This is a genomic window from Alkalicoccobacillus murimartini (assembly GCF_030813245.1).
Lineage (GTDB): Bacteria > Bacillota > Bacilli > Bacillales > Bacillaceae_D > Alkalicoccobacillus > Alkalicoccobacillus murimartini.
In genome coordinates this window covers 1,083,456-1,109,621 of the sequence record NZ_JAUSUA010000001.1, presented here as the reverse complement: position 1 = coordinate 1,109,621, position 26,166 = coordinate 1,083,456, and the positions used below count along the sequence as shown (strand labels likewise).

General features: G+C 41.7%; 30 protein-coding genes. 28 read left to right on the top strand and 2 right to left on the bottom strand.

Annotation, left to right across the window (positions count from 1 at the left end; all coding sequences use genetic code 11):
* The first annotated feature begins 4 nt into the window (after nt 1-4).
* From pknB to spoVM, 4 genes are all read left to right on the top strand, one after another.
* Nucleotides 5-2,053, top strand: coding sequence for a Stk1 family PASTA domain-containing Ser/Thr kinase (pknB, locus tag J2S05_RS05920; RefSeq protein ID WP_306980787.1), 2,049 nt, complete (start codon nt 5-7; stop codon nt 2,051-2,053).
* Nucleotides 2,054-2,119: 66 nt separating this feature from the next.
* Entirely contained in the window at nt 2,120-3,001 is an 882-nt protein-coding gene (gene rsgA / locus J2S05_RS05915) for a ribosome small subunit-dependent GTPase A (protein WP_306980785.1), read from the top strand.
* 3 nt (nt 3,002-3,004) lie between these two features.
* Nucleotides 3,005-3,652, top strand: coding sequence for a ribulose-phosphate 3-epimerase (rpe, locus tag J2S05_RS05910; protein ID WP_306980784.1), 648 nt, complete (start codon nt 3,005-3,007; stop codon nt 3,650-3,652).
* Between the two features lie 243 nt (nt 3,653-3,895).
* On the top strand, nt 3,896-3,976 hold the full coding sequence (spoVM, locus tag J2S05_RS05905) for a stage V sporulation protein SpoVM (RefSeq protein ID WP_251608929.1): 81 nt from the start codon (nt 3,896-3,898) through the stop codon (nt 3,974-3,976).
* A 43-nt stretch (nt 3,977-4,019) separates the two neighbouring features.
* On the opposite strand, the gene rpmB is transcribed toward spoVM, so the two are convergent.
* Nucleotides 4,020-4,208 carry a 50S ribosomal protein L28 gene (gene rpmB / locus J2S05_RS05900; protein WP_251604846.1) on the bottom strand — a complete coding sequence of 63 codons (189 nt, stop codon included), beginning with the start codon at nt 4,206-4,208 and terminating at the stop codon, nt 4,020-4,022.
* Nucleotides 4,209-4,405: 197 nt separating this feature from the next.
* Between rpmB and J2S05_RS05895 the strand changes: the two genes are divergently transcribed.
* From J2S05_RS05895 to rnc, 12 genes are all read left to right on the top strand, one after another.
* Nucleotides 4,406-4,768: an Asp23/Gls24 family envelope stress response protein gene (locus J2S05_RS05895; RefSeq protein ID WP_306980781.1), complete on the top strand. Its 363-nt coding sequence runs from the start codon at nt 4,406-4,408 to the stop codon at nt 4,766-4,768.
* 22 nt (nt 4,769-4,790) lie between these two features.
* Nucleotides 4,791-6,479 carry a DAK2 domain-containing protein gene (locus J2S05_RS05890; RefSeq protein WP_370873605.1) on the top strand — a complete coding sequence of 563 codons (1,689 nt, stop codon included), beginning with the start codon at nt 4,791-4,793 and terminating at the stop codon, nt 6,477-6,479.
* Nucleotides 6,480-6,517: 38 nt separating this feature from the next.
* Nucleotides 6,518-7,381, top strand: a complete 864-nt coding sequence (locus J2S05_RS05885; protein WP_306980777.1) for a DegV family protein — start codon at nt 6,518-6,520, stop codon at nt 7,379-7,381.
* Nucleotides 7,382-7,455: 74 nt separating this feature from the next.
* On the top strand, nt 7,456-8,118 hold the full coding sequence (sdaAB, locus tag J2S05_RS05880) for an L-serine ammonia-lyase, iron-sulfur-dependent subunit beta (RefSeq protein ID WP_306980775.1): 663 nt from the start codon (nt 7,456-7,458) through the stop codon (nt 8,116-8,118).
* Nucleotides 8,119-8,136: 18 nt separating this feature from the next.
* On the top strand, nt 8,137-9,021 hold the full coding sequence (gene sdaAA, locus J2S05_RS05875; RefSeq protein WP_306981115.1) for an L-serine ammonia-lyase, iron-sulfur-dependent, subunit alpha: 885 nt from the start codon (nt 8,137-8,139) through the stop codon (nt 9,019-9,021).
* Complete coding sequence (recG, locus tag J2S05_RS05870) at nt 9,018-11,069, top strand: ATP-dependent DNA helicase RecG (RefSeq protein WP_306980773.1); 2,052 nt, start codon at nt 9,018-9,020, stop codon at nt 11,067-11,069. The genes sdaAA and recG overlap by 4 nt, the downstream gene beginning before the upstream one ends.
* 95 nt (nt 11,070-11,164) lie before the next feature.
* The gene (gene fapR, locus J2S05_RS05865) at nt 11,165-11,731 is read left to right on the top strand and encodes a transcription factor FapR (protein WP_306980772.1); all 567 of its coding nucleotides are present in this window, start codon (nt 11,165-11,167) and stop codon (nt 11,729-11,731) included.
* Nucleotides 11,732-11,750: 19 nt separating this feature from the next.
* The gene (gene plsX, locus J2S05_RS05860) at nt 11,751-12,761 is read left to right on the top strand and encodes a phosphate acyltransferase PlsX (protein ID WP_306980770.1); all 1,011 of its coding nucleotides are present in this window, start codon (nt 11,751-11,753) and stop codon (nt 12,759-12,761) included.
* Nucleotide 12,762: 1 nt separating this feature from the next.
* Nucleotides 12,763-13,710 (top strand): ACP S-malonyltransferase, encoded by a 948-nt coding sequence (gene fabD, locus J2S05_RS05855; RefSeq protein WP_306980769.1) that lies wholly within the window; start codon nt 12,763-12,765, stop codon nt 13,708-13,710.
* Nucleotides 13,710-14,453 carry a 3-oxoacyl-[acyl-carrier-protein] reductase gene (fabG, locus tag J2S05_RS05850; RefSeq protein ID WP_306980767.1) on the top strand — a complete coding sequence of 248 codons (744 nt, stop codon included), beginning with the start codon at nt 13,710-13,712 and terminating at the stop codon, nt 14,451-14,453. The genes fabD and fabG overlap by 1 nt, the downstream gene beginning before the upstream one ends.
* 101 nt (nt 14,454-14,554) lie before the next feature.
* The gene (gene acpP / locus J2S05_RS05845; RefSeq protein WP_306980765.1) at nt 14,555-14,788 is read left to right on the top strand and encodes an acyl carrier protein; all 234 of its coding nucleotides are present in this window, start codon (nt 14,555-14,557) and stop codon (nt 14,786-14,788) included.
* A 139-nt stretch (nt 14,789-14,927) separates the two neighbouring features.
* Nucleotides 14,928-15,719: a ribonuclease III gene (gene rnc, locus J2S05_RS05840; RefSeq protein ID WP_306980764.1), complete on the top strand. Its 792-nt coding sequence runs from the start codon at nt 14,928-14,930 to the stop codon at nt 15,717-15,719.
* Nucleotides 15,720-15,783: 64 nt separating this feature from the next.
* On the opposite strand, the gene J2S05_RS05835 is transcribed toward rnc, so the two are convergent.
* Nucleotides 15,784-16,008 carry a DUF1128 domain-containing protein gene (locus J2S05_RS05835; RefSeq protein ID WP_306980762.1) on the bottom strand — a complete coding sequence of 75 codons (225 nt, stop codon included), beginning with the start codon at nt 16,006-16,008 and terminating at the stop codon, nt 15,784-15,786.
* Between the two features lie 142 nt (nt 16,009-16,150).
* Here J2S05_RS05835 and smc point away from each other — a divergent pair, with 142 nt between their 5' ends.
* From smc to J2S05_RS20475, 12 genes are all read left to right on the top strand, one after another.
* Nucleotides 16,151-19,717, top strand: coding sequence for a chromosome segregation protein SMC (gene smc, locus J2S05_RS05830; protein WP_306980760.1), 3,567 nt, complete (start codon nt 16,151-16,153; stop codon nt 19,715-19,717).
* An 11-nt stretch (nt 19,718-19,728) separates the two neighbouring features.
* Nucleotides 19,729-20,727, top strand: coding sequence for a signal recognition particle-docking protein FtsY (ftsY, locus tag J2S05_RS05825; RefSeq protein ID WP_306980757.1), 999 nt, complete (start codon nt 19,729-19,731; stop codon nt 20,725-20,727).
* A 94-nt stretch (nt 20,728-20,821) separates the two neighbouring features.
* Nucleotides 20,822-21,151, top strand: coding sequence for a putative DNA-binding protein (locus J2S05_RS05820; RefSeq protein ID WP_306980753.1), 330 nt, complete (start codon nt 20,822-20,824; stop codon nt 21,149-21,151).
* An 11-nt stretch (nt 21,152-21,162) separates the two neighbouring features.
* The gene (gene ffh / locus J2S05_RS05815; RefSeq protein ID WP_306980751.1) at nt 21,163-22,521 is read left to right on the top strand and encodes a signal recognition particle protein; all 1,359 of its coding nucleotides are present in this window, start codon (nt 21,163-21,165) and stop codon (nt 22,519-22,521) included.
* A 99-nt stretch (nt 22,522-22,620) separates the two neighbouring features.
* Complete coding sequence (gene rpsP / locus J2S05_RS05810) at nt 22,621-22,893, top strand: 30S ribosomal protein S16 (RefSeq protein WP_306980748.1); 273 nt, start codon at nt 22,621-22,623, stop codon at nt 22,891-22,893.
* A 21-nt stretch (nt 22,894-22,914) separates the two neighbouring features.
* Nucleotides 22,915-23,145 (top strand): KH domain-containing protein, encoded by a 231-nt coding sequence (locus tag J2S05_RS05805; protein WP_306980747.1) that lies wholly within the window; start codon nt 22,915-22,917, stop codon nt 23,143-23,145.
* 87 nt (nt 23,146-23,232) lie between these two features.
* Nucleotides 23,233-23,649 carry a YlqD family protein gene (locus J2S05_RS05800; protein WP_306980745.1) on the top strand — a complete coding sequence of 139 codons (417 nt, stop codon included), beginning with the start codon at nt 23,233-23,235 and terminating at the stop codon, nt 23,647-23,649.
* Entirely contained in the window at nt 23,633-24,148 is a 516-nt protein-coding gene (gene rimM, locus J2S05_RS05795; RefSeq protein ID WP_306980743.1) for a ribosome maturation factor RimM, read from the top strand. The genes J2S05_RS05800 and rimM overlap by 17 nt, the downstream gene beginning before the upstream one ends.
* Nucleotides 24,145-24,876: a tRNA (guanosine(37)-N1)-methyltransferase TrmD gene (trmD, locus tag J2S05_RS05790; RefSeq protein WP_306980740.1), complete on the top strand. Its 732-nt coding sequence runs from the start codon at nt 24,145-24,147 to the stop codon at nt 24,874-24,876. Before rimM ends, trmD begins: the two co-directional genes overlap by 4 nt.
* Before the next feature lie 150 nt (nt 24,877-25,026).
* On the top strand, nt 25,027-25,374 hold the full coding sequence (rplS, locus tag J2S05_RS05785) for a 50S ribosomal protein L19 (protein WP_306980738.1): 348 nt from the start codon (nt 25,027-25,029) through the stop codon (nt 25,372-25,374).
* 441 nt (nt 25,375-25,815) lie between these two features.
* Nucleotides 25,816-25,974 carry a hypothetical protein gene (locus tag J2S05_RS05780; RefSeq protein WP_306980736.1) on the top strand — a complete coding sequence of 53 codons (159 nt, stop codon included), beginning with the start codon at nt 25,816-25,818 and terminating at the stop codon, nt 25,972-25,974.
* Nucleotides 25,975-26,033: 59 nt separating this feature from the next.
* A complete protein-coding gene (locus J2S05_RS20475; RefSeq protein ID WP_370873604.1) occupies nt 26,034-26,126 on the top strand; it encodes a peptidoglycan-binding domain-containing protein in 93 nt (30 codons plus the stop codon).
* Nucleotides 26,127-26,166: the final 40 nt, after the last annotated feature.

The following is a 26,166-nucleotide window of genomic DNA, read 5'->3' as shown; positions in this document are numbered from 1 at the left end:
CTGTATGATAGGACAAAGAATAAGTGATCGCTATGTAATTTTAGAAAGTATTGGCGGCGGCGGAATGGCCAATGTCTATTTGGCGCTTGATGTCATTTTGGACAGGCATGTTGCGGTAAAAGTTTTGCAACCACAATTTTCAGATGATGAGCAGTTCATTAAACGATTCCGTAGAGAAGCACAATCCGCCACTAGCTTAGCTCATCCGAATATTGTCAATATCTTTGATGTAGGTGAAGAGGCTAATCTTTACTATATAGTGATGGAATACGTCAAGGGACAAACGTTAAAGGAAGTTATTCAGAGTGATGGTCCGCTTCAAGTTGATCTTGCTTTAGATTATCTAAAACAAATTCTTGCTGCTATGGCCCATGCCCATGCGAATCAAATTGTTCATCGTGATATTAAACCACATAATATACTTATTAGTGAAGATGGAGACGCAAAAGTGGCTGACTTTGGTATAGCCAGAGCTATGTCTGCTGCTACCATTACACATACGAATTCTGTTATGGGATCAGTACATTACCTTTCACCTGAACAGGCACGCGGAGGTCACATCACATACCGTTCTGATATTTATTCATTAGGTATTGTTTTATACGAGATGTTAACAGGAATCTTGCCTTTTTCTGGAGATACGGCTGTTTCCATTGCAATTAAACACCTGCAAAATGATATGCCTTCCATTAAACAAATAAATGCAGCGATTCCTCAAAGCGTAGAAAACATGATTCAAAAAGCGACGATGAAGGATCCAGCAGCAAGGTATCAATCAGCTGAAGAAATGGCTGAAGATGCATACACATTACTAGATCCAGATCGTTATAATGAATCGCCTTATCAATACAAAATGGATGATAGTCAAGAAGTAACAAAAGCTATTCCTATTGTCGGTCATCTATCTGACTCAGACGACTTGGAAAAAACGATCGCGGCTGAACCGACAAAACCTGTAACGGTTACGAAGGAAAAAGAAACCGAACAAGCGAAACCGTTGGCTAAGCCTCCAAAAAAGAAAAAACGAAAAAAGTGGCTATTTATCCTGATTATTGTGGCCGTTTTTACACTTGTGGCAGGTGCTACTGCATTTGCTGTGTTACCAAATGTTTTTAGGGTGGCTGAGGTCCAAATTCCAGATGTGATCGATGAACCATTGGAAGATGCTCAGCAAGAGCTTGAAGGCCTTAATTTAACAGTAGATGTTCAAGAGGTGGACGATGATTCCGTTGAGCCAGGCCATGTTGCTTCACAAAACCCACGTGCTGGGTCTACCGTTAAGGAAGGTTCAACGATCAGGCTACAAGTGAGTGGCGAAGAGGAAGAAATTACACTTCAAGACTATACAGGCTTTCCGATCGAGCAAGCGGAACGGCTACTGGAACAGTTGAATGTGAATGTTGAACGAGTGACTCGTGATAGTAATGAGGAACAGGAAGGCACGGTATTAAGTCAGACACCGGAGTCTGGATCAGCAATTGTTCCTTCAACAACCACTGTTTATCTTACCTACGCGGTGGAGTCACAAATCCGATTAAGAAACTTAGAAGGGGATACGGAGGCTGAAGCCCGTGCTTACTTTAATGAGTATAGCTTAAGAGGACGCTTTAGTTTTGAGTATGATGATTCTATTGCAGAAGGTAGAGTTATTAGTCAAAGCCCTGAACCTTTTGAGATGCTTGATCAAGGCAGTGATGTGGAAATTGTTATCTCTCGTGGGCCAGAAGAAGATGAGACAGATCCAGATCCAGTTGAGGATCCAGTCGATGAGGATCCTCCGGTAGATGATGAGGAACCAAGCCGAATCATTGAAGTCAGTCAAGCAATCGAAGTCTCACAAGAAGAGCAGGATGCAGGTGAAGTATTTGATATACGCATTGTGTTCCGTGATGTAACAACAGATGGTGAAGACGAGGTCTTCATTGAAGAAGAAGTAACGGAGTCTAAGACCTATGTTGTTCCTCTTCGAGTGAGTACAAGTCAATCAGGTTCATTTGATTTGTATATTAACGATGAACTTGTAAAAAATTCAGAAGAACGAACGTATGATTAAAAGGGGCCGGGCATTTGCCCGCCCTTTGTTTTTCGGTCCAAATAACTAGAATGAAAGAAGGTTTTTATGCCAAATGGATTAATCGTAAAATCACTCAGTGGATTTTATTATGTTCAAGATCAAGACCTGTATATTCAATGCAGAGGTAGAGGGTTGTTTCGTAAACAAAAGCGAAAACCTCTTGTGGGTGATCACGTCGAGTATGAGGCAGAAAACAAAACAGATGGATATATTATGGAGCTACATGAACGAAAAAATGAATTGATTCGCCCCCCCATCGCAAATGTAGATCAGGTGTTACTTGTTTTCTCCGCATTGGAACCAGACTTCAGTACGCATCTTTTAGATCGGTTTTTGGTTCATATCGAAGCCGCTCAAATTGAGCCGGTTATTGTGATTAGTAAAATAGATCTTCTAAATGAAACACAGGAAGCGAAGATTCAATCGTACGTGAGGCACTATGAGGAAATAGGCTATCGCGTTCGTCTCACCACAAACGAAGGGGAGAAAGGGCTTGAATGGCTTATGCCAGATCTTAATGATCGTATCTCCGTCGTAGCGGGACAATCAGGTGTGGGCAAATCCTCATTATTAAATGCATTAAAACCAAATCTAGAGATTGAAACAGATCAGATTTCAACTCATTTGGGTAGAGGAAAGCATACTACCCGTCATGTTGAGCTTCTCTCCATCGGGACGGGACTTGTTGCAGATACCCCTGGTTTCAGCTCTGTTGAATTTACAGACATTGAGGCAGAGGATTTGGCGCTTTATTTCCCAGAGATGGCGTCAAGGATGCCAGAATGTAAGTTTAGAGGTTGTTTGCATACATCTGAGCCTAAGTGTGCCATTAAGGATGCATTACATGAAGGTATGATCCAACCCTATCGTTATGAGCATTATCTTACGTTTCTAGAGGAAATTAACCAAAGAAAAAGGAGATACTAACTAATGATTAAGATAGCGCCATCTATTCTTTCAGCTGATTTCGCACGATTAGGAGAAGAAATTCGTGACATTGATTCAGCTGGAGCGGATTACGTTCATATCGATGCCATGGACGGACACTTTGTACCTAACTTAACGATTGGACCCATGATTGTTGAAGCCATTCGACCAATTACAAAGCTACCCTTAGATGTTCATTTAATGCTTTCTAACCCGGATCAGTATATTGCTGATTTTGCTAAAGCGGGAGCTGATATCATTTCAGTTCATGTAGAGGCATGTACACATCTGCATCGAACCATCCAGTTAATCAAGGAACATGGCGTGAGGACTGGTGTGGTCTTAAATCCGGCAACACCCGTCCAACATGTCCTACCGATTTTGCAAGAAGTCGATCTTGTGTTGCAAATGTCTGTTAATCCTGGGTTTGGAGGACAACAGTTTATTCCGAGTGTTTTAAACAATATTAAGGAACTTAAGGCATACAAGGAAAAGAATCAATATACATATGAAATTGAAGTGGACGGAGGCGTAAATCCAGAAACGGCTAAGGCTTGTGTGGAAGCAGGAGCAACAGTGCTTGTGGCAGGGTCAGCGGTGTTTGGTAAAAGCGATCGTTCTGAAGCAATCGAGAGTTTACGTTCTCGTTAACATGAAGAAGAGTTGTAGTTCTGTTTTTCATTGTTTGGGCATAGCATGATGGTAAAGGACAGCTTGGCTGTTCTGATTGACTTCTTACGCTTTTTTTCATCTGTTTTAGGAAAGTAGGAATAGTTTGCACCTGCAAGCGATAGAGTAGAGAAGAGTAAGCAATTGGAGAAGGCTTGTCAGCTCAAAGTCGAAGTTGTGAATGATTAGCTGGTTTTCGGCGATTTTCGCTAAGGAGGAGGAGCCATGAAGTTTTATACCATCAAGCTGCCCAAATTTATCGGTGGATTTGTGCGGGCCGTTCTTAGTTCGTTTAAAAAAGCCTAGCAAAAAAGCACCGAGTGAACGGTGCTTTTTTTGCTGCGATTCATTAAACGCGTTGAACTTTTCCTGACTTTAATGCACGAGCTGAAACGTAAACACGTTTCGGCTTACCGTCAACAAGAATACGTACCTTTTGTACGTTAACTCCCCAACGGCGTTTAGTTTTGTTTAAAGCGTGAGATCGCTTATTACCAGTACGAGCTTTTTTGCCTGTAATATAACAAACACGGGCCATGACTTGCACCTCCTTATTCATTCAACCAAATGATGAGTCCAATTCATACCTGAATATCTTAGCATAGGCATAAAAAGAAAGCAATAGAATGCAAGAAGTTTATCAAGGTTGTTACCTTGACACCCTATTGTTTCTTTCATATTCACTTAATGTATAGTAAAATGAAGCTAATGTGCAATTCTTAAAGGAGGATACGTATGTCTATTGAAATGAAAACACAGCTTGGAATGGTAGATGTTTCAAGAGACGTTGTGGCAACCGTAGCTGGTGGCGCAGCGGTAGATTGCTACGGCATTGTAGGAATGGCTTCACAAAAGCAAATAAAAGATGGTCTGTCTGACTTGCTTGGTAAGGAGAATTTCCGCCGAGGTGTGGTGATTCGAGAAGTTGAAGAGGACATCCATATTGACATGTATATCATTGTAAGCTATGGAACAAAGATTTCAGAAGTGGCACATAATGTGCAAACAAAAGTGAAATATCAATTAGAACAGATGCTTGGTTTAGATGTTGAATCAGTCAACATTTTTGTGCAAGGTGTTCGAGTGTTAAACACTTAGGGGTGGTTAGGAGGAAATGGAAGTGACGGTTAAGAGACTAGAAGCAAATAAACTCGCTCAAATGTATATTGAGGGAGCAGAAAATTTATCCAGGCACGTAAAGATTGTTGATTCACTTAACGTGTTTCCTGTACCAGATGGCGATACAGGAACCAATATGAATTTATCCATTACATCCGGTGTAAAAGAAGTGCAATCTCAGAAAGTAAAGGATGCTGGGCAAATTGCATCGGCTTTTGCTAAAGGGTTGCTAATGGGTGCTCGTGGGAACTCAGGCGTGATACTCTCACAGTTGTTTAGAGGGTTTTCAAAGGCGGTAGAAGGAAAACAAACGTTAACGTCTCAAGAATTCGCTATAGCCTTTGAAAAAGGTGTAGAAACGGCTTATAAAGCAGTTATTAAGCCTGTTGAAGGTACAATTTTAACTGTGGCTAAGGATGCAGCTAAACAAGGTGTAAAGACATCCAAAAAAAGTGATGACATTATTGAAGTCATGAGTGCCGTGGTTAAAGAAGCCAAAGCCTCACTTAAGCGTACCCCAGATTTACTTCCTGTTTTAAAAGAAGTGGGCGTCGTTGATTCTGGTGGTCAAGGTTTACTTTATATCTATGAAGGATTTTTAGCTGTACTTGAAGGGAAAAAGCTAAAGGATCAACAACCTACTACACCTAATATGGCCGATCTTGTAAAGATTGAACATCATCAACATCATGCACAAGCTCATATGGCTACTGAAGATATAGAGTTTGGGTACTGTACAGAGGTTATGGTGCGTTTTGATGAGAAACGATTAGAAAAAGAAGCGTTTGTAGAAGAAGATTTTCGTAACGAACTAAGTGAGATTGGTGATTCTCTATTGGTTGTTTCGGATGAAGATCTGCTTAAAGTACATATTCATGCCGAGTATCCAGGTGAGGTGCTAGCCAAAGCTCAACGCTACGGAGACTTTATTAACATAAAGATTGAGAACATGAGAGAACAGCATACTCATTTACTTGACGAGACTCAAGCTGTTTACGGTGAAAAAGAGACTGTTCAAGAAGAAACGCCTAAAAGTGAGTTTGGAATTGTAACCGTTTCGATGGGCGAAGGAGTTTCTAAGTTATTTAAAGGCTTAGGTGCAGGTGAAGTGATTCAAGGGGGACAAACGATGAACCCAAGTACGGAGGACATCGTTAGTGCCATTAATAAGGTCAATGCTAAGAATATTTTAATTCTGCCGAATAACGGCAATATTATCATGGCTGCTGAGCAGGCAGCGGATGTGGTGGATGCAAAAGCGATAGTCATTCCATCAAAAACTGTTCCTCAGGGACTTTCGGCTCTTCTTGCATTTAATCCATCGATTGATATTGATAAAAATGCTTCTCATATGAATGAAGCGATGAAGTCGGTTAAATCTGGTCAGATTACTTATGCAGTAAGAGATACCCAGATTGAAGGTTTGAAGATTAATAAAGACGATTACATTGGGATCTCTGAAAAGAAGATCGTCAATACTCATGATCAACTAGTTGAGGCAGCTAAAGAACTACTTTCTCATATGATTGATGAAGATAGTGAAATGGTTACCGTTCTAGCTGGGGAAGATGTATCGGAAAAAGAAACAGAGGAATTAGTTCGCTACCTTGAGAAACAATTCACGGAAGTAGAATTAGATGTCCATCAAGGTGGACAGCCACTGTATTCGTATATATTTTCAGTTGAATAAACAAGTAGCTACAAAATAGTAGGAGGGATGTATGACGGATGCCAACAATACGAATTGTCACGGATAGTACGGCGGATATTCCAAAAGAAATCGTGGAAAAATGGAACATTGAAGTCATCCCATTAAGCGTTGTTTTCTCTGAAACGGAATCCTATGAAGACGGAGTTACGTTAACTCCAGAGGCTTTCTATGAAAAAATAGAAAAGGAAGATGTTATTCCAACAACGTCACAGCCAACTCCTCACCAGTTTGAAGAGGTATATCGTGCCTTGAAATCTGAAGGGGCCGAGGTCATTTTCTCTATTCATCTTTCTTCAAAGCTTAGTGGAACGTATCAAGCTGCTACGATTGCTCAAGCAAGTCTTGAAGATGAAGTGGACGTAAGGGTCGTTGATTCTCGTCAAGCATCCTATGCTATAGGTATTATGGTCGCAGAGATGGCTGAACTTGCGTATGAAAATAAACCTGTAGCAGATCTTGAAGCAAGATTGGACGAACTGACAAAGGACACAAATGTTTATTTTCTAGTAGATACACTTCACTTCTTACAGAAAAACGGTAGAATAGGCAAAGCTTCTGCTATATTAGGATCTTTATTAAAGGTAAAACCTATTCTTTCACTATCTGAAGAAGGCGAAGTCTACCCACTAGATAAGGCGCGGGGGCCAAAAAAGGCCATCTCTCGAATTGTAGAGATCATCAAGGAACAATATGGTGATTCACCCATTCATATTGGCGCTTCACACGCATTAAACGAAGAGTTAGCTAATGAGCTCGTCCAACGTGTGAAGCAAGAATGTCAGGTAGAATCAGTTGTAATGACAACCATTGGAGCTGTAATCGGTGCACATGTTGGACCAGGAACTGTTTCCATTTCGTGTACAAAAGCAACGACTAAATAAATTTTGTGAAAAAGGCTGACGCTTCCATTAAGGTCGGTCTTTTTTTACTAAAGTAGATAAATAAGGAGGAGCACATGAAGTATCGGACAGTTTTTGATATTATTGGTCCAGTAATGATTGGTCCATCCAGTTCACATACAGCTGGGGCTGCAAGAATTGGACGAGTAGCCCGCACATTATTTGGCGGAGATCCATCACATGCAGACATTCATTTATACGGGTCATTTGCTCAGACCTATAAAGGTCATGGAACGGATGTTGCAGTTATCGGAGGAATTCTCGACTTTGATACGTATGATCCACGCATTCGGGAATCCTTTCAGTTAGCTGACAAAGCTGGGATGACATTTGTTTTTCATGAAGAAGATGCCGTGACTGATCACCCAAATACGATGCGAATCGTCTTGAAGAATGAGCACAAAAACTTAGAGTTGGTCGGAATTTCGATTGGCGGAGGAAAGATAGAGATTATTGAAATGAACGGATTTGTGCTTCGTTTGTCAGGGAACCACCCTGCGATCTTTGTTGTTCACCATGATCGGTATGGAGTGATAGCGGCCGTGTCAAACTTATTGGCCAAATATGAGATGAACATTGGTCATATGGAAGTATCACGCAGAGACAAAGGTGAAGAGGCTTTAATGGTTATGGAAGTGGACCAGAATGTAGAGCAAAAATTGCTTGATGAACTACGATCGCTTCCAAATATTAAACTAGTATCTAACATTTATGAGTAATAAGAAGGAGGCGTCATGATGTTTCGGAATGCAGCAGAACTAATAGAGTTGGCGCAATTTGATGGTATTTCTATTTCGGAGGTAATGATTCGACAAGAGGTGGAAGAGTCGGGGCGCAGCCGGGAACAAGTATTTGAACAAATGAGAAATATTTTAGAGGTAATGAAAGCAGCGATTAAACGCGGTACGTCTGAAGATATTAAGTCTGTTTCTGGATTAACCGGTGGAGATGCCAAATTACTTCAAGAATATATTGCTCGTGGCAATGCCCTTGGTGGGGACTTCTTATTGGACTCTGTTAGCAAGGCGATGGCAACGAATGAAGTGAATGCAGCAATGGGTACGATCTGTGCAACACCAACTGCGGGTGCGGCAGGTGTGGTTCCGGGAGTTTTGTTTGGTATGAAGGAACGTCTTCAGCCGACAGATGATCAAATGATTCATTATCTGTTTGCTTCAGGAGCATTTGGTTTTGTTGTTGCAAATAATGCATCAATATCAGGTGCGGCAGGCGGGTGTCAAGCGGAGATAGGGTCAGCTTCAGGTATGGCAGCTGCGGCGTTAGTTGAGCTTGCAGGAGGCACACCTGAGCAATCTGGTCATGCCCTTGCGATTGCCTTGAAGAACTTACTTGGTCTCGTGTGTGACCCAGTAGCTGGTTTAGTTGAGGTTCCCTGTGTGAAGAGGAATGCGATGGGTGCCTCAAATGCGATTACAGCAGCTGACATGGCTCTTGCTGGGATTAAAAGTCGAATTCCTTGTGACGAGGTGATTGATGCCATGTATCGAATTGGACAAACGATGCCTGTCGCATTAAAAGAAACGGCACAGGGTGGATTAGCCGCAACGCCAACGGGGCGTCGTCTTGAAGCGGAAATCTTTGGAGTTTCATTAGACAAATGAAGCGAAGTCCCTACGAACGCTCCATTATAGAAGTACATGGAATTGGAGAGGAAAAAGCCAAGCTGTTTGAAGGGTTAAAGCTTCGCACAGTGGGTGATTTACTCGAATATTATCCATTTCGATATGAGGATTATAAGCTAAAAGACTTGCAAACAGCAGAGCATGATGAGCGAGTGACTGTTACTGGCGTAATCCATAATGAAGCATCGGTTCGGTATTATGGTAAGAAAAAAAACCGCCTTTCTTTTCGTATGCTAGTTGGTCGGTTGTTAGTAACGGTCACTTTTTTTAATCGAGGCTTTCTTAAAAATCAGCTGACACTTGGAGATGAAGTAACAATCTCGGGAAAATGGGATCGTCATCGTATGACGATCACAGGCACTGAACTGCAAAAAGGGGCAATAGAGCAAGATCAAACGATTGAACCTGTTTACTCTGCTTCAAGTACGGTTTCTAGTAAAATGCTGAAGGCAGCCATAACCGCCGCTTTAAAACAGTTCGGTGAGGATCTCCCAGAACCATTACCAGAAGCGATTCGAATCAAGTATAAGCTTATGGATAAACAGCAAACGGTACATGAGCTTCATAAACCGTCTGGTCAAGATACCATAAAGCAAGCGCGGAGACGAATGGTATACGAAGAATTTTTGTATTTTCAATTAAAGATGCAGTTATTTAGAAAAAATCAGCGTGAGCAAAATGTGGGTAGAGGGTTGATGATTGATTCTACTCATATTGAAGAATTTATTTCCTCTCTTCCATTTTCATTGACCAAGGCTCAGCACCGTGTGATTGATGAAGTTATTCGTGATATGGAGTCACCCTATCAGATGAATAGACTGTTGCAAGGGGATGTGGGTTCTGGAAAAACCGTTGTAGCGGCCGCTTGTTTATATGGGGTCATTCGTGCAGGCTATCAAACAGCTTTAATGGTCCCGACAGAAATCCTAGCGGAGCAACATCTCGAATCGTTACAGGCCTGGTTTGAACCACTCGGAAAAAGAGTAGAACTATTTAGTGGGTCGTTAAAGGGTAAACGTCGTAAAGAACTGCTAGCTGATCTTGCTGAAGGGAAAATTGATGTAGCTGTTGGTACACATGCGTTAATTCAAGATGATGTGATCTATCATCATTTAGGATTTGCAATTACGGATGAGCAGCATCGATTCGGTGTGAACCAAAGGAGGCAGTTGCGTTCTAAAGGAGATCATGTGGATGTCCTATTTATGACAGCCACCCCGATTCCTCGTACTTTAGCTATTTCTGTATTTGGAGATATGGATGTATCCATTTTGGATGAAATGCCAGCTGGAAGAAAACCAATTGAAACCTATTGGGCAAAGCACGATATGCTTGAGAGAGTGCTTGGGTTTGTTGAAAAAGAGTTAAAGCAAGGAAGACAAGCCTACGTTATTTGCCCGCTTATTGAGGAATCAGAGATGCTTGATGTTCAAAATGCCATGGATGTCCACCAGATCCTTACGGAGTTCTTTAAATCGCGTTTTCAAGTGGGTTTAATGCATGGAAGGCTTGCCTCAGAGGAAAAGGATCAAGTCATGAAAGCATTTGATGAGAATAAGACACAAGTGTTGGTCTCAACGACTGTTGTTGAAGTTGGGGTGAATGTACCAAATGCAACGATGATGGTTATTTATGATGCAGATCGATTTGGTCTAGCTCAACTCCATCAGCTCCGCGGACGTGTTGGACGAGGAAGCGCTCAGTCGTACTGTGTGCTACTATCCGATCCAAAGACGGAGAACGGAAGAGAGAGAATGCGTATTATGACAGAGACCAATGATGGGTTTGTATTGTCTGAGCGCGATCTAGAGCTACGTGGACCAGGAGACTTCTTTGGGGCGAAACAAAGCGGACTTCCTGACTTTAAGGTAGCAGATGTCGTGCATGATTATCGCACCCTTGAAGTGGCAAGGCAAGATGCTGCTGCCTTAGTTGAGTCAAAGCATTTTTGGGAAGATTCAGAGTATCAGGTGCTGAAAGATTACTTGAAGCAAACAGGCGCCTTGGATCAAGGCAAATTAGATTAGCGGTTGAAATATTCATCAGATCATGTTTATACTAGTCTTAGTACCTAGTCATAAGAGTTGATTTTGGTGGGAGTACCGAAGGAGGACAGCTAAGAATGCGACGTAAAAAAAAGGATAGGCAAGCCCTTCTTCAGGATACCTTGCAGCAACAACCATTCATGACGGATGAAGAGCTTGCCGCTCATTTTGAGGTAAGTATTCAAACCATTCGTCTAGATCGAATGGAGCTGTCCATCCCTGAGCTACGGGAGAGAATTAAGGGAGTAGCAGAGCTGCAGCTAGATGAACTCCGTTCGATCTCCGCTGAAGAGGTATTTGGTGAGATTATTGATTTACAGCTAGATGAGCGAGCAATCTCTATCTTTGAAGTTAGCACAGAAGAGGTGTTTAGCAAGTCGGGGATTGCGCGAGGGCATTATTTGTTTGCGCAAGCTAACTCACTTGCTGTTGCAGTCATTAATGACGAACTTGCCCTAACAGCCAAAGCAACCATTCGGTTTAAACGTCAAGTTAGGACGGGAGAACGAGTTGTTGCAAAAGCAACGGTTAATCGAATCGAAAAAGAACGAACCACCGTATCAGTAGAAAGTTATGTTGAGAAGGAAAAAGTGTTCTCAGGTGAATTTATTATGTACCGTTCAAGCCCAAAGAGCTTAGCTTGAATACCGAGGAGGAAGACAAGTGAAAATCGCTCTAGACGCCATGGGGGGAGATCATGCTCCAAAGGCACAAACTGAAGGGGCAATGAAGGCCATTCAGGAATTTAGTGAACTTGAGATTACGCTTATTGGAGATGAAGAGGCGATCCGTGCTCTTCTTACAAATGATGAACGAATTTCAATCATACATACAACAGAAAAAATTGAAGATACCGATAAACCGACTCATGCAGTGCGTAGAAAAAAGGATGCGTCTATGGTTCTTGCAGTGCGCGAAGTAAAAGAAGGAAGAGCAGATGCCTGTATTTCTTCCGGTAACACAGGGGCTTTAATGACGGCTGGATTATTACATGTCGGCAGAATAAAAGGCGTGGATCGCCCAGCTCTTGCACCGATGTTACCGACAATGGATGGTAAGGGGTTTCTCTTATTAGACGTTGGTGCGAATATGGATGCTAAACCCCAACATCTACTTCAGCATGCCATCATCGGCAGTACGTATATGCAGTTAGTCAAGAAAGTTCATAATCCTCGAGTAGGTCTCTTAAATGTTGGGACTGAAAGTGGCAAAGGAAACGAGCTGATTAAAGCTACGTATCCATTACTTGAAGAGTCCCATCTGAATTTTATTGGCAATGTGGAGGCACGTGACTTGTTAGATGGCGTAGCCGATGTTGTAGTTTGTGATGGCTTTTCTGGAAACTTAGTCTTGAAAACGATAGAAGGCACGGCTGCTTCATTATTTGGACTAATTAAAAAGGAATTAACAAAATCAGTTAAAACTAAGCTGGCTGCTGGAGTTTTAAAGCCAAGCTTTCGCGATATTAAAACAAAGATGAGTTACTCTGAATACGGCGGAGCTGGATTATTTGGATTAAAGGCGCCTGTTATAAAGGCACACGGATCATCGGACGAGACGGCCATGTTTCATGCGATCCGTCAAGCAAAACTAATGGTTGATCAGCAGGTGGCAGCGCTTGTAAAAGCGGAGTTGTCGAAAATGCCTCAATACCAGGAAGAAAAGGGAGAGTAATATGGGAAAAGTGGCTTTTTTATTTCCGGGACAAGGTTCTCAAAAGGTAGGTATGGGAGCCGATTTGATCGAATCGGAACCTTCATGTCGTCAAGTATTTGAACTTGCAGATCAGACGCTAGAATTTTCTTTATCTGCAGTCATGAAAGAAGGTCCGGACGAAGTTCTTAGACGGACAGAAAACACACAGCCCGCTTTAGTTACAATGAGTTTAGCTGTACTTGAACTAGTGAAAGAAGCAGGGGTCGAACCAGATTATGTGGCAGGTCATAGTCTTGGCGAATACAGTGCGTTAGCTGCGGCAGGTGCGATGTCCTACGAAACCGCTTTGCGTTCTGTGCGGAGCCGAGGTTTATTTATGGAGGAAGCTGTCCCATTTGGTGAAGGATCGATGGCTGCCGTACTTGGACTTGATGCAAATAGCCTACGCGAGATTCAAACACGTGTTGCAGAGTCTGGAGAAGTAGCTGAGCTGGCGAATTTGAACTGTCCTGGACAGATTGTGATTTCAGGTACGGCTAAAGGTGTAGAGATGGCAGGAGCTCTGGCGAAGGATGCAGGAGCTAAACGGGTTCTTCCACTTCAGGTTAGTGGTCCCTTTCATTCTAGTCTAATGAAGCCAGCCGCTGAAAAGCTAGCAGCATTACTTCACGATCAAACGATTGAAGATAGTAGTGTACCGGTTATTGCAAATGTATCAGCAACTGAAACAACTGATGGAGAAGTGATTCGTCAACAATTGGTGGAACAGGTCTATTCCTCTGTAAGATGGGAAGAGACAATCAACCGTCTTATTGATCTTGGTGTTGATACGTTTATCGAAATTGGTTCAGGCAATGTATTAACTGGATTAATGCGGAAGATTAACCGAAATGTTTCGGCTTTTGCTGTTTCCGATCGTGAGAGTGTAACCGAAGTTGTTAAGAAAATGAAAGAGGGGGCAGAATAATGTTACAGAATCAAGTGGCGATTGTAACAGGAGCTTCTAGAGGGCTAGGGCAAGCAATTGCTATGGAATTGGCTGAAAAAGGGGCCAAGGTCGTTGTGAATTATGCCGGTAGCCAACAACGAGCAGAACAAGTGGTTCAAGATATTAAAGACATCGGTGGAGACGCATTGGCTGTTCAGGCCGACGTTGCAGATGCTGATGAAGTAAAGTCTTTAATCAAACAAACAATTGAAGCATTTGGACGAGTTGATATCCTAGTGAATAACGCGGGTATCACACGTGATAATCTATTAATTCGAATGAAAGAAGATGACTGGGATGCCGTAATAAACACCAATTTAAAAGGTGTCTTTAACTGTGCCAAAACAGTCGCTCGACAAATGATGAAACAGCGTTATGGACGAATCATCAACGTTTCCTCAGTAGTTGCCGTTATGGGTAACCCTGGGCAGGCAAACTATGTGGCTGCCAAAGCTGGAGTGATTGGTTTAACAAAATCAATGGCAAAAGAACTTGCTAATCGAAATATACACGTCAATGCTATTGCGCCAGGATTCATTGAAAGTGATATGACGGAAGTGCTAACTGAAGAAGTGAAGGATCAGTATCTGACTCAAATACCTCTTGGTTCATTTGGCTCAGCCAAACAAGTGGCATCCGTTGTAAGATTTTTGGCAAGTAGTGACGCAGACTATATGACTGGACAGACGTTACATGTCGATGGCGGGTTAGTTATGCCGTAAAACAGCTGGTATGTCAAAGTGCATCTTGACAGCACCAACAATTGCCGTTAGAATTCATCTAGCTAAGCAAACCAAGCTTTCTTGAGAGGAGGTGAATGAATATGGCAGATACACTTTCACGTGTAACAAAAATCGTTGTCGATCGTCTTGATATTGAAGAGGCGCAAGTTAAACCTGAGGCATCTTTTAAAGATGATCTAGGAGCAGATTCACTAGATGTGGTGGAACTGGTTATGGAACTTGAAGACGAATTTGACATTGAAATTTCTGATGAAGAAGCAGAAAAAATTGCAACTGTTGGAGACGTCATTACTTACATAGACAGCCAGCAGTAATTATTTAAATCCCATGTGGCGCTGCCATGTGGGATTTGCTGTTTATTATCAGATGATTTTTGTTAACTTTTACATAGCTTTTTGCTAAAACTTTGATACAATTTAATGTGTAAGCTTACTATCCGTGTTGGAGGTCAACATGTCACATCAATCAAAACCATATCGTAGATCTAGAAATCACTATGACAAAAAGGGCGGTGGACGTCGTCTTGTTTTGTCTGAAGAACAAAAGCGTCAATTTGATGACCTGCTTGTCCGCACCGGATTAACATTCGAAAACCGCAAGTTGTTGATTCAGGCTTTTACCCATTCATCTTATGTGAATGAGCATCGCTTATATGCATCGACGGATAATGAGCGACTCGAATTCCTTGGGGATGCTGTGCTAGAGCTTGCCGTTTCACAATATCTCTATAAAAAGTACACAAATATGAGTGAAGGCGATATGACAAAGCTTCGTGCGTCTATTGTTTGTGAACCATCACTTGCTCGATTTGCGAGTGAGCTTAACTTCGGGAAACTTGTGCTATTAGGGAAAGGTGAAGAGGTAACTGGGGGGCGTGTTCGTCCTGCTTTACTGGCAGATGTATTTGAGGGATTTATCGGGGCGTTGTATCTTGATCAAGGCCTAGACGCAGTCTATCTGTTTCTGAGTCAAACGATGTATCCAAAGATAAACGAGGGTGCTTTTTCGCATAAAATGGATTTCAAAAGCCAACTTCAAGAGTTTGTACAACGTGACGGGCTTGGTTTGTTGCAATACGTTATTGTGCAGGAAAGAGGTCCTGCTCATGACCGTGAGTTTGTTTCCGAGGTACAATTAAACGGAACAAGCCTCGGGGATGGGATTGGCCGATCCAAGAAGGAAGCAGAACAGCTAGCAGCAAAACAGGCATTAGTATCGCTGAAAGCTGATGTAGGAAACGTGTAATACGAATCCGTTTGACTGTATGTAAAAAAGGCTGTCGGATTTGACAACAGCCTTTTTTACATGGTCATGACTTTCGCAGTTGGCCAAGTTCTGAAACAATGGCTTCCATTTCTCTAACGGAAACCGATGCTTGTTTTTGAACCCATTCATAAATATCACGAATCTCATCATACTTAGATGAATCAAACTTCTCAGCGTTTAATGCTCCTGCATTTACCGTTTGTAGTTTGGTTTCAATTTGTTTTAGCATATAGTTCATATTTTCAGTTGAATTAGCTGTTAAGTCCATTGTGGACCTCCTTTTTTACTTTACATAGAACTTATCCTATCATACTCATACCGGGTTTGTCTTATCCTTTAGTAAACTGTGATGTGGGGTAGACTGCACGTGCTAAACTATTATAAAAGATCTCGGAGCAAGGAGGGAATAGATGTTCCTCAAACGGTTGGAAGTCAAAGGATTTAAGTCCTTTGCAGAACAAGTAAATGTCGAATTTGTGCCAGGTGTCACAGCAGTTGTTGGGCCAAATGGAAGTGGAAAAAGTAATATATCGGACAGCATTCGTTGGGTGCTGGGTGAACAGTCTGCGAAATCATTACGTGGCTCCAAGATGGAGGATATCATTTTCGCGGGAAGTGATTCACGTAAATCGGTAAATGTAGCCGAGGTTAGTTTAATTCTAGATAATGAAGACCAACATTTAAATATCGACTTTAGTGAAGTGAGTGTAACGAGACGTGTCTATCGTTCTGGAGATAGTGAATATCTTTTAAACAAACAGCCATGTCGATTAAAAGATATTGTGGAGTTATTTCTAGACTCAGGACTTGGAAGAGAAGCGTATTCCATTATTGGCCAAGGTAAAATAGAAGAAATACTAAGTAGTAAATCCGAAGATCGTCGGTTGATTTTTGAAGAGGCTGCTGGAGTTTTAAAATATAAAACGAGAAAAATCCAGGCTGAAAAGCGATTAAATGAAACACAGGAGAATGTGAATCGAGTAGAAGACATTCTGCATGAACTCGAGTCACAAGTTGAGCCTTTGCGTGAACAAGCATCAATTGCGAAGGAATACTTAGAGGCGGAGAAAAAGCGAAAGAATGAAGATATTACGATTACCGCTGCTGAGATAGATGATCTTCATTCACGCTGGACTCAAGCCAAAGAGAAGCTAGAATCTCTAAAAAGTCTGTTAGAGAAGCACTCCATTAAAATTCAGCAATCTGAAGAAGCCATTGCCACATGTCGTACAGAATCAAAAGCCGTGGCGGAAGCTTTACAGAATGCTCAAGAGCATCGACTGAATGTGAGTGAAGAATTAGAGAAAAAAGAAGGTCGTAAAGGAATTCTTCAAGAACGTAAAAAGAATGCTGTGCATAACATCGACCAATTAAAAGAAGAAATTGAAGAAAAAGATCATAAAGTTGAAGAATTGACGGGCATAGCGAGTGAATTAGAGGCACAAGTCCAAAAAGAAAAAGCTGAACTTTCTAAGTGGCGTGCGCAGCTTCGATCTCTAGAAGACAGTCTGTCTGGAACAGGTCCTGGGATGCAGGAAAAGCTGGAACAATTGAAGGCTGATTACATTGAAGTCCTAAATGAACAAGCATCTATTCGAAATGAACAGCGGTATCTGGATGAACAGAAGCGCCAGCAAAAACATAAACGAGACCGGATTTTGCAAGAAAATAAACAATCGATGACTCAACGTGATCAAGTGGTCTCACAATTAAAAGAGGCTGAACAGCAAGCAAGAGTGATAAAGGAAAAGCTAGATCAATGTGAACAAAAAGAAAAGGACTTACTTGCTGCTCGAACAAAGCTTGAAGATGAATACCAACAAAGTGAATCCAAGTTGTATGAAGCGTATCGAATCCTGCAAAAAACAAAATCGAGAAGTGAAGTTGTTCGTGAAATGGAATCTGACTTCTCAGGTTTTTATCAGGGAGTCAAGGAAATTCTTAAAGCGAGAGAAACCACTCTCTCAGGTATAGCTGGAGCTGTAGCAGAGCTTATTCGAACTGACAAACAACATGAATTGGCCATTGAAACGGCTTTGGGGGCAGCCGCTCAACATATTGTTGTTCATAATGAGCAACATGCACGAGATGCAATTCATTTTCTTAAACAGAGACGACTTGGGCGAGCAACATTTCTGCCTCTGACTGTCATAAAGCCGCGGACGATTCCTCCGGCACAGTTGCAACTTTTAACAAATGATGAGCAGTTTGTTGGTGTAGCAGCTGATTTGATTACTTATGACAAAACGTATGAGAATGCCCTTACTAATTTGCTTGGTCATATCGTCATCGCTAAAGATCTTCAAGGAGCAAACAGACTTGCTGCTCGAACTGGACACCGTTTTCGAATGGTTACTTTAGATGGGGATGTGGTGAATCCTGGTGGCTCTATGACAGGGGGAAGTGTGAAACAGAAGCAATCCTCTCTTGTTGGCCGAAAGCGCGAATTGGATGAATTAACCGCCCAAACCGAAAAACTGGATAAAAGCGTCTATCAGCTTGAACAAAGTATTCAAGACAAAAAGAACAAACGAACAGAGCTTAGTCGTGAGTTAAAAGACGTACAGCAAACGATTCAGCTTCAACGCTCTGAGTGGCAGGAAAAACACTCTAGGGTTAGAGAGCTTGAATTAACATCTGTGAATGTGGAGCAGCAATACGTGCGCATGGACCGTGAGGAAGCTGCTGCCGAAAAAGAACAGCAGACAATGAATGCTAGATTAGAACAATTGTCTGAATCTCTGTCATTAGCCAATCAGAAACAGGAAGATTGGAAGAGTGAAATTGAAAAGCTTGAGGAACAATTAAAAAAGCAGCAACATTCCAAAGAGTCGCTTCAGGAGCAATTAGTGAGTATTCGAATTTCAGAGGCGGAGTCCAAACAAAGAGTGAAGCATGTTAGTGAGCAATTAGATCGAACGAAGCAACAAGTGAATGACTCACAAAACGATGTGCAAAACTTACGTGATGAATATGAACTTCTCACGTCTACAATGGATGAAGGTTCTAATGGAGAAGAACAGCTGACGGCTCAAATTGCTCACTTTAGGCATGAGAAAGAACAGGCGCAGATAAACTTAAAGCAGTTGGAAGAGAAACGTACTTTATTAGATGGGCAATATGCTGAACTTGAGCAGTCTCTTAAACAGGACCAGAGTCACTATGCATTGGTTCATGATGAATATAAGCATCACGACGTCAGAATGAACCGTTTAGATGTTGACTTAGAGCACCGTTTAGAGAAGCTTAGAGTTGAATATGAATTGTCCTTTGAAGCAGCTACAAAGCAATATCCTTTAACTGGAACGCTTGATGATGCCAAAACAAGATTAAAGTTAGTCAAACTGACCATTGAAGAATTGGGTCCAGTAAATATCGGCTCAATTGAAGAATTCGAACGTGTTAATGAAAGATACTCCTTCTTGCTAGAACAGCAACAAGACTTACAAGAAGCAAAAGAAACACTTCATCAAGTAATTGCCGAGATGGATGAGGAGATGACCAAACGATTTGAATCAACGTTTAATCAGGTTCGAGGTCATTTTCAAGAGGTATACCGGAAGTTATTTGGCGGTGGAGAAGCGGACTTAGTTTTAACGAACCCAGCCAACACACTCTCAACAGGAGTGGATATTATGGCACGTCCACCAGGGAAAAAGCTTCAACACTTAGCTTTGTTATCCGGTGGTGAACGCGCGTTGACAGCCATAGCGTTATTATTCTCTATTCTGAAGGTTCGCCCTGTACCGTTTTGTGTACTGGATGAAGTAGAGGCAGCCTTAGATGAAGCAAACGTTAGTCGATTTGCTCAATATCTAAAAGATTTTTCCGAAGCAACACAGTTTATTGTCATTACTCATCGCAGTGGGACAATGGAAGAAGCAGATGTATTATATGGCGTAACCATGCAAGAATCTGGCGTGTCTAGGCTAGTTTCGGTTAAGTTGGAAGAGACAAAAGAATTAATTGAAAGCTAGGAGGAATGAGTATGAGTTTTTTTCAGAAATTAAAAGATAAGATTTCCAACCAAACAAATGAAGTAACAGACAAATTTAAAAGTGGTCTGGAAAAAACAAGAGAATCCTTTGCAGGCCGCATGAATGAACTGGTATATAAGTATCGAAAAGTGGACGAAGACTTTTTTGAAGAGCTAGAGGAACTGTTAATTAGCTCAGACGTTGGTGTTTCAACAGTAATGGAACTGATTGATCAGCTTAAGGATGAGGTAAGACTTCGTAACCTTAAGGATACGAAAGATGTTCAGCCTGTTATTTCTGAAATTCTTGCTGGCATGCTTGATGAAGGAAAGGAAGCTCAACAATTAAATCTGCAGACGGATGGCTTAACAGTAGTGTTAGTTGTTGGAGTGAATGGTGTAGGCAAAACAACGTCTATCGGAAAAATGGCGCATTATTTAACCCAAGAGGGTAAAAAGGTGATGCTGGCTGCAGGAGACACGTTCCGTGCGGGAGCCATTGATCAACTTGAAGTGTGGGGCGAACGTGTTGGAGCTGATGTGATTAAGCAACAAGCAGGTTCAGACCCAGCAGCTGTTATGTATGATGCTATTCAGGCAGCGAAATCACGTGGTGCCGACGTGCTACTTTGTGACACGGCAGGAAGACTGCAGAATAAAGTGAATCTCATGAATGAACTTGAAAAGGTCAAACGTGTCATTGAACGTGAAGTACCGGGGGCTCCACATGAAGTGTTACTCGTGCTGGATGGCACGACTGGTCAGAATGCAATGGTGCAAGCTAAAACGTTTGGCAAATCAACCGATGTGACAGGTATTGTATTAACGAAGCTTGATGGAACCGCTAAGGGTGGTATTATCATGGCCATTAAGCGTGAGCTAGACATTCCAGTTAAGTTTGTTGGGCTTGGAGAACAGAAGGATGATTTACAACCATTCTTGGCTGATCAGTTTGTATATGGACTGTTTAAGGATGTGCTAGATTCTCCCGAAGACGTGCATCCTAGCTGAGTATAGTTGTTAAGAAAAAAACTTGACACAGGAGTTCGTCTGCTGTAATATAAACTCTCGTAAAGGGGAATCACTTAACAAGGGGTGAAGCTTCGTGCTAGATAAAACGCTCAGAATGAACTATTTGTTTGATTTCTATCATTCCCTGCTCACTCTGAAGCAGCGCGAATATATGTCCCAGTATTATTTAGATGATTTTTCCCTAGGTGAAATTGCCGAGCAGTTTGAAGTTAGCCGTCAGGCCGTGTACGACAACATCAAACGTACAGAAGCGATGCTTGAAGAGTATGAAAACAAGTTAATGCTTTTAGATAAGTTTGAAAAGCGAACAAGCCTGCTAACTCAGACGAAAACAGCTATTCAACAGAACGCGACTCCTGAAGAGATGCAGAATCTAATAGAATCTATTGAGAAACTGGACTAGGAGGCGGTAATATGGCATTTGAAGGCTTAGCTGAGCGGCTCCAGGGTACACTGACAAAGATTCGTGGCAAAGGTAAGGTCAGTGAGCAGGACATTAAAGAAATGATGCGCGAAGTCAGGCTTGCACTACTGGAAGCCGATGTGAACTTTAAAGTCGTTAAACAATTTATTGCTGATGTGAAAGAAAAGGCACTTGGCCAAGAGGTTATGAAAAGTCTAACCCCGGGTCAACAAGTCATAAAAGTTGTAAACGAAGAGCTGACCGCTTTAATGGGTGGTGAGCAAAGCAAACTAGCCGTTTCCTCTAAATCTCCAACCGTTATTATGATGGTCGGTTTACAGGGGGCTGGTAAAACAACGGCTTCAGCCAAGCTTGCAAATTATCTTCGCAAAAAGCATAATCGTATGCCGTTGCTTGTTGCGGCGGATATCTATCGCCCTGCTGCGATTAAGCAGTTAGAGACGTTAGGTAAGCAAATAGATATGCCTGTTTTCTCACTTGGAGATCAAGTCAGTCCAGTTGAGATTGCAAAGCAAGCTATTGCCAAAGCGAAGGAAGATCATCATGACTACGTCTTGATTGATACCGCTGGTCGATTACATGTGGATCAAGAGTTAATGGGTGAATTGAGTCAAATCAAGGAAACTGTTGAACCTGATGAAATCTTGCTTGTGATTGATGCTATGACGGGTCAGGACGCTGTCAATGTAGCTGAAACGTTTAACGATCAGCTAGGATTAAGCGGTGTAATCTTATCCAAGTTGGATGGAGACACACGTGGTGGGGCGGCTATTTCAGTTAAAGCTGTAACCAATACACCAATTAAATTTGCAGGTATTGGTGAAAAAGTAGATCAACTTGAGCCTTTTTACCCTGATCGTATGGCCTCACGTATTCTTGGAATGGGTGATGTGCTAACGCTGATTGAAAAAGCTCAAACGAATGTAGATGAAGCAAAAGCGCGTGAGCTTGAGAAAAAAATGCGTACAGCTGATTTTTCGTTTGACGACTTTCTAGAACAGCTTGAGCAGGTCCGCAGTATGGGGCCACTCGAAGATCTACTTGGTATGATGCCTGGCATGAAAAAAAATAAAGGCATGAAAGACCTACAAGTAGATGAAAAACAAATTGGTCGGGTAGAAGCGATTGTTCGCTCTATGACCAAAAAGGAAAAACAAGATCCGTCCATCTTAAATGGTAGTCGCCGCCGCCGTATTGCAAAAGGTAGCGGAACAACGATTCAAGATGTAAATCGTCTGTTAAAGCAGTTTGAAGATATGAAAAAAATGATGAAGCAGATGACGGGCATGCAAAGTGGAAAAGGCCGCAAGCGTGGCAAAGGTATGGGTGGCTTTAAGCTCCCATTTTAAATGAAAATCTATTCTCCTCATAAAAGAAAGTCTTGTATGAGAGTGGAATTGATGATATTATACTAAATTGTGTAAATAATCTTGGAGGTGTACAGCGCAATGGCTGTTAAAATTCGACTTAAACGTATTGGTTCAAAGAAAGCTCCTGTCTACCGTGTAGTAGTAGCAGATTCCCGTGCTCCACGTGACGGACGTTTCATTGAGGAAATTGGAACGTATAATCCAATTGCTCAACCTGCTCAGTTTTCTGTTAAAGAAGACAAAGCACTTGAATGGATGTTAAAAGGTGCAAAACCTTCTGACACAGTTCGTAACCTTTTCTCTAAAGAAGGTTTAATGGAAAAGCTTCATAACGCTAAAAACCAAAAGTAATTTCTCTAGAGGTGATCTGTGATGAAAGCGTTAGTTGAACATATAGCTCAATCACTTGTTGATGATCCGGAATCTGTAAAGGTTGAAGAGCATCAAGAAGATCAGACAGTTTATTTACGATTAACGGTTCATCCGGACGATATGGGAAAGATCATTGGTAAAAACGGACGAACAGCAAAAGCTCTGCGCTCAGTTGTGTATGCAGCTGTTAATAAGCAGGGCAAGAAAGTAAAGCTGGATATCGTTGAATAAAGAAAGGGTGGGGGAAACCTCTCCCTTTTCTTGTATGTCTTTTAAGGCGAGATTCGCCACACCTGTCTAATGTGGGAGAGTGATGACATGCAGTTTTTGCAAACCGTTGCCATAAAACAAGTGTTTACTGAGCTCAAAAAAGAAACGTTAGCTAAAGGGTTACATGAAGAGATTGAGCAGGTTCAACGTGAGATGGACCAGTTACACTTTCAACTTCAAAAAGCCATTAAAGGTTCGTCTTCAAAGGAATTTCAAGTACGAAAGCGATATGAACAAGAAATAAACAAGCGAACGGAAAAAAGAAAAAGCATTGAGTTTAAGCTCCAGCAACTACAGAAACTTGAAATGGGTACAGAGATTGCAGATGGGTACGCACAAGCGATTGTGGAGCTTAACATTGGTGATACATGGCCAGATCAAGGGCAAGAGCTTGAAATGGTTGTGCGAGATGGAACCATTGAACAATTTCGAGAAAGTAGGCGTTCTGATGACGGATTGGTATAAGGTAGGGAAACTCGTTAATACTCATGGAGTCCGTGGAGAAGTGCGTATTCTATCAAGTACAGACTTTGCAGAGAAACGATTTGCTAAGGGCAGTACACTGGCTATTCGTAAAGAGGATGGCAGCTACCTTGAATTAAAAATAATCACACACCGTAGTCATAAACAGTTTGAGTTAGTTACCTTTGAAGGGTATGAAAATATCAACTTAGTTGAACAGTTTAAAGGACTAACGTTGTATGTTTCAGCGGATAAGCAAGAAGAGCTTGAAATTGGTGAGTATTATTATCACGAAATTATTGGGTGTACAGTTGTCAGTGAAGAAGGACTTAAGATTGGACGAATTATTGAAATTCTTAGCCCAGGAGCAAATGACGTCTGGGTTGTTAAACGAGAAGGTCAAAAGGATTTACTTGTCCCGTATATCGAGTCTGTTGTTCGTGAAGTAGATGTGAACAACAAAACCATTACGATACACATGCTAGAAGGTTTGGATGTATGAGAATTGATGTTTTGAGTCTGTTTCCAGAAATGTTTCAAGGTGTCTTTGGTAGCTCGATTTTAAAATCAGCTGCTGAAAAAGGCCTGATCTCTTTTCACGTAACGGATTTTAGAACGTTTTCAACAAACAAACATCATCGAGTGGACGATTATCCCTATGGTGGTGGCGCAGGAATGGTGTTAACCCCGCAGCCAATATTCGATGCAGTCCAAGCAATTAAACAACCTGATACGAAACCAAGAGTCGTTATGTTATGCCCACAAGGCGAGCCTTACAATCAAAAAAAAGCAGAAGAGCTGGCACAAGAAGATCAACTAATCTTGATCTGCGGGCATTATGAGGGCTTTGACGAACGAATTCGAACCCATTTGGTTACAGATGAAATCTCCCTAGGTGATTATGTCTTAACTGGTGGTGAACTAGGTGCTATGGTAGTCGCTGATAGTGTCACTAGATTGCTTCCTGGAGTTCTTGGTAATGAAGAGTCAGCAATCTCTGATTCGTTCTCAACAGGCTTACTAGAACATCCTCAATACACTCGTCCTGCCTCATATAATGGGATGGATGTGCCTGATGTTTTAATGTCGGGTCATCATAAACAAATAGAAGAATGGCGAGCAAAGCAATCATTGAAACGAACAGTTGAAAGACGTCCAGACTTGCTGAATGAAAGTAGCCTAACAAAACAACAACAAACCTGGCTAAAAGAATGGAAAAAAGACGTGTAAGGTAAAAAAGCTTGGCATTTCTTTTAAAACAATCTTGTGTCATGGTTTTATCTATGCTAGTATATATCTTGTGGCAATTTGCCCACTATCAAGATGTTCCGCTGCGGCGACCCGACATGAACGTCTGTTTGGAAGGAGGGGAATACGACAATGAGTAACATTATTACAGAAATTACAAACGAACAGCTTCGTACTGATCTTCCATCGTTCCGTCCTGGTGACACATTAACGATTCACGTTAAAGTTGTTGAGGGAACTCGTGAGCGTATCCAGCTTTTTGAAGGCGTAGTAATCAAACGTCGTGGATTCGGAATCAGCGAAACATTCACAGCTCGTAAAATTTCTTATGGTGTAGGTGTTGAGCGTACATTCCCATTACATTCACCTAAAATCGATAAGATTGAAGTGAAACGTTACGGTAAAGTACGTCGTGCTAAGCTTTACTATCTACGTAACCTACGTGGAAAAGCTGCCCGCATTAAAGAACTTCGCAGATAAGCTAACTGTTGATGTATTTAAAGAGAGTATTCCTCGGTCTGAGGAGTGCTCTTTTTTTTGTGTTTTTTTTTGAAGTTTATGGATGCGCTTGATTTGTCGAATTTCATTGGCCTAAGGGGGTTATGCTCTTTCGCTTACATTTGCGCATACAGGGGCGTGTTAGCGACTTCTTTTTCTACACCTGATTCCCGTGCGTAATGCTTGATCCGCTTCTGCATCTGACGTATATCTAACGGCTCAGTTTTGAGTTAAGAACAATGCGTCGGCATAACAAGCGAGTTATTAAGCTTATGCAAGACGCAGTATTAAGTTGGGGTTATGCTATGTGGGGTTGGGATATGCCACATTTTCAAAATGATGCTATTGCTTAAGGATCTGATAAATTTACGGAAGGGACACAGATCACAGCGCCTGTAGTACCGGCACCCACTGCATGATTTCTTGAATAGTCGTTCTTATCCAACTAAAGTAAGCTTTAAACGATTAGATGTAGATGGACTTGCTGAGAAACTTACCAAGGATGCTTCTGTGAGCGAATATCAGTATTTTGATGGTGTTGGTATTGAAGGTATCTTTGGTGCTAAAAAAGTAAGGCTGTAGCACGAACACATAGATTAAAGTCTACTCAAGAGTTTTGGGTTAGATTACTATAATCTTCTTTGAATATTAATGGTGCTAAGTTGGCCGTTGATGGAGTATTTGGAAACGGTACTGATAGTGCTGTGAAGGCATTCCAACGTAGTAAAGGCTAGTGGTAGATGGTATTACAGAACAGAATACGTGGGAAAGATT

Coding starts and splice junctions, on each gene's coding strand:
- acpP (WP_306980765.1), top strand. CDS start 14,555: ATGGCAGATACACTTTCACGTGTAACAAAAATCGTTGTCGATCGTCTT.
- fabD (WP_306980769.1), top strand. CDS start 12,763: ATGGGAAAAGTGGCTTTTTTATTTCCGGGACAAGGTTCTCAAAAGGTA.
- recG (WP_306980773.1), top strand. CDS start 9,018: ATGAAGCGAAGTCCCTACGAACGCTCCATTATAGAAGTACATGGAATT.
- rpsP (WP_306980748.1), top strand. CDS start 22,621: ATGGCTGTTAAAATTCGACTTAAACGTATTGGTTCAAAGAAAGCTCCT.
- spoVM (WP_251608929.1), top strand. CDS start 3,896: ATGAAGTTTTATACCATCAAGCTGCCCAAATTTATCGGTGGATTTGTG.
- rpmB (WP_251604846.1), bottom strand. CDS start 4,208: ATGGCCCGTGTTTGTTATATTACAGGCAAAAAAGCTCGTACTGGTAAT.
- smc (WP_306980760.1), top strand. CDS start 16,151: ATGTTCCTCAAACGGTTGGAAGTCAAAGGATTTAAGTCCTTTGCAGAA.
- rnc (WP_306980764.1), top strand. CDS start 14,928: ATGTCACATCAATCAAAACCATATCGTAGATCTAGAAATCACTATGAC.
- J2S05_RS05895 (WP_306980781.1), top strand. CDS start 4,406: ATGTCTATTGAAATGAAAACACAGCTTGGAATGGTAGATGTTTCAAGA.
- rimM (WP_306980743.1), top strand. CDS start 23,633: ATGACGGATTGGTATAAGGTAGGGAAACTCGTTAATACTCATGGAGTC.
- rplS (WP_306980738.1), top strand. CDS start 25,027: ATGAGTAACATTATTACAGAAATTACAAACGAACAGCTTCGTACTGAT.
- fapR (WP_306980772.1), top strand. CDS start 11,165: ATGCGACGTAAAAAAAAGGATAGGCAAGCCCTTCTTCAGGATACCTTG.
- J2S05_RS05800 (WP_306980745.1), top strand. CDS start 23,233: ATGCAGTTTTTGCAAACCGTTGCCATAAAACAAGTGTTTACTGAGCTC.
- ftsY (WP_306980757.1), top strand. CDS start 19,729: ATGAGTTTTTTTCAGAAATTAAAAGATAAGATTTCCAACCAAACAAAT.
- J2S05_RS05835 (WP_306980762.1), bottom strand. CDS start 16,008: ATGGACTTAACAGCTAATTCAACTGAAAATATGAACTATATGCTAAAA.
- J2S05_RS05805 (WP_306980747.1), top strand. CDS start 22,915: ATGAAAGCGTTAGTTGAACATATAGCTCAATCACTTGTTGATGATCCG.
- fabG (WP_306980767.1), top strand. CDS start 13,710: ATGTTACAGAATCAAGTGGCGATTGTAACAGGAGCTTCTAGAGGGCTA.
- J2S05_RS05885 (WP_306980777.1), top strand. CDS start 6,518: ATGCCAACAATACGAATTGTCACGGATAGTACGGCGGATATTCCAAAA.
- sdaAA (WP_306981115.1), top strand. CDS start 8,137: ATGTTTCGGAATGCAGCAGAACTAATAGAGTTGGCGCAATTTGATGGT.
- pknB (WP_306980787.1), top strand. CDS start 5: ATGATAGGACAAAGAATAAGTGATCGCTATGTAATTTTAGAAAGTATT.
- rpe (WP_306980784.1), top strand. CDS start 3,005: ATGATTAAGATAGCGCCATCTATTCTTTCAGCTGATTTCGCACGATTA.
- rsgA (WP_306980785.1), top strand. CDS start 2,120: ATGCCAAATGGATTAATCGTAAAATCACTCAGTGGATTTTATTATGTT.
- trmD (WP_306980740.1), top strand. CDS start 24,145: ATGAGAATTGATGTTTTGAGTCTGTTTCCAGAAATGTTTCAAGGTGTC.
- ffh (WP_306980751.1), top strand. CDS start 21,163: ATGGCATTTGAAGGCTTAGCTGAGCGGCTCCAGGGTACACTGACAAAG.
- sdaAB (WP_306980775.1), top strand. CDS start 7,456: ATGAAGTATCGGACAGTTTTTGATATTATTGGTCCAGTAATGATTGGT.